The organism is Algibacter sp. L4_22 (genome assembly GCF_023473045.1).
Classification (GTDB): Bacteria; Bacteroidota; Bacteroidia; order Flavobacteriales; family Flavobacteriaceae; genus Algibacter.
Window position 1 is genome coordinate 1 of the sequence record NZ_JAMCOK010000049.1, and the last position, 1,023, is coordinate 1,023.

Below are 1,023 nucleotides of genomic sequence, written 5' to 3' on the forward strand. Positions count from 1 at the left end.
CTTTGTTTGCTAGCTTCTGATTTTCCTTCGGAAAATCCTCGCACACAAACACGCAACTTTCCATATACATAAACGTTAGCTGTAATAAAAAATAGAAAAATGAAAGAAAACTTAATTGAATTGTACTCGATGAAAGCAAAACTATCTCTTAACTTTTACATCTTTATGGTGTTATTTGGTTTATATGGTTCATATAAATCAATTATGGATTGGGAAAATATAGTATTGAAACAAGAATATTTATTTCCTATAATGATGATTGTATTAATAATCGTAGGAATTACCCTTTATTTAATTTCTTTTATTGGATATTTTGATTCCAAAAATCATAAAATTATTTTGAAAAAAACATTTTTAAAGTATAAAAAAATTATCAAGCTAGAAGATATTTTAAAAATTGAAACTACTAGATTATTGGCTGTTACAAGAGCTAAGCATTTAAAAATTACAATTATAAAAAGTAATAAGGATGTGGAATCTTTCTATATCATGAAAAGTAACTCTATGTTTGGAGATGACGAAAAAATGCTTAGAGAAGCTATATTAAAGAGAAAGATTGAACTAAAAAACAAAATTGTTAAGTAACTACAGCTAACAAAGTATAAAAATAATGCTTAAGTTTATTCCTGAATCAAAACGATATTGCTCATTTGCTTGCTTCTGATTTTCCTTCGGAAAATCCTCGAATACAAAACCGCACTATCATTATACAAACCGTTAGCATTCATGTCTCACTCAGCTCTGGAAAATAAAAATCACTCAAAAGTAGTTTAAAATAGATTCCTTAAAATCTCACTCAACCGACTTCTGACCATTCAAAACGCAACTGTTGCGTGCGACTGACTTTACTCTTGCGCAAAAACATCTGACTTTTAACAAACATTACGCAAAGTTAACGAGCAACTGACTTTACTCATACTCAAAAAATTCGAGGTTCTAAAAAATTAAACGCAACTATTTCGTAAAATAAGTCCGACAAAAATAAACACGCATGCTAACATTGTATAAAAATAATGCTTAGTT

General features: G+C 28.4%; 1 protein-coding gene. It reads left to right on the forward strand.

What is annotated here, in order from left to right; all coding sequences use genetic code 11:
- Positions 1 to 99: 99 nt before the first annotated feature.
- Positions 100 to 585, forward strand: coding sequence for a hypothetical protein (locus tag M4I23_RS19530; protein WP_249755531.1), 486 nt, complete (start codon positions 100 to 102; stop codon positions 583 to 585).
- Positions 586 to 1,023: the final 438 nt, after the last annotated feature.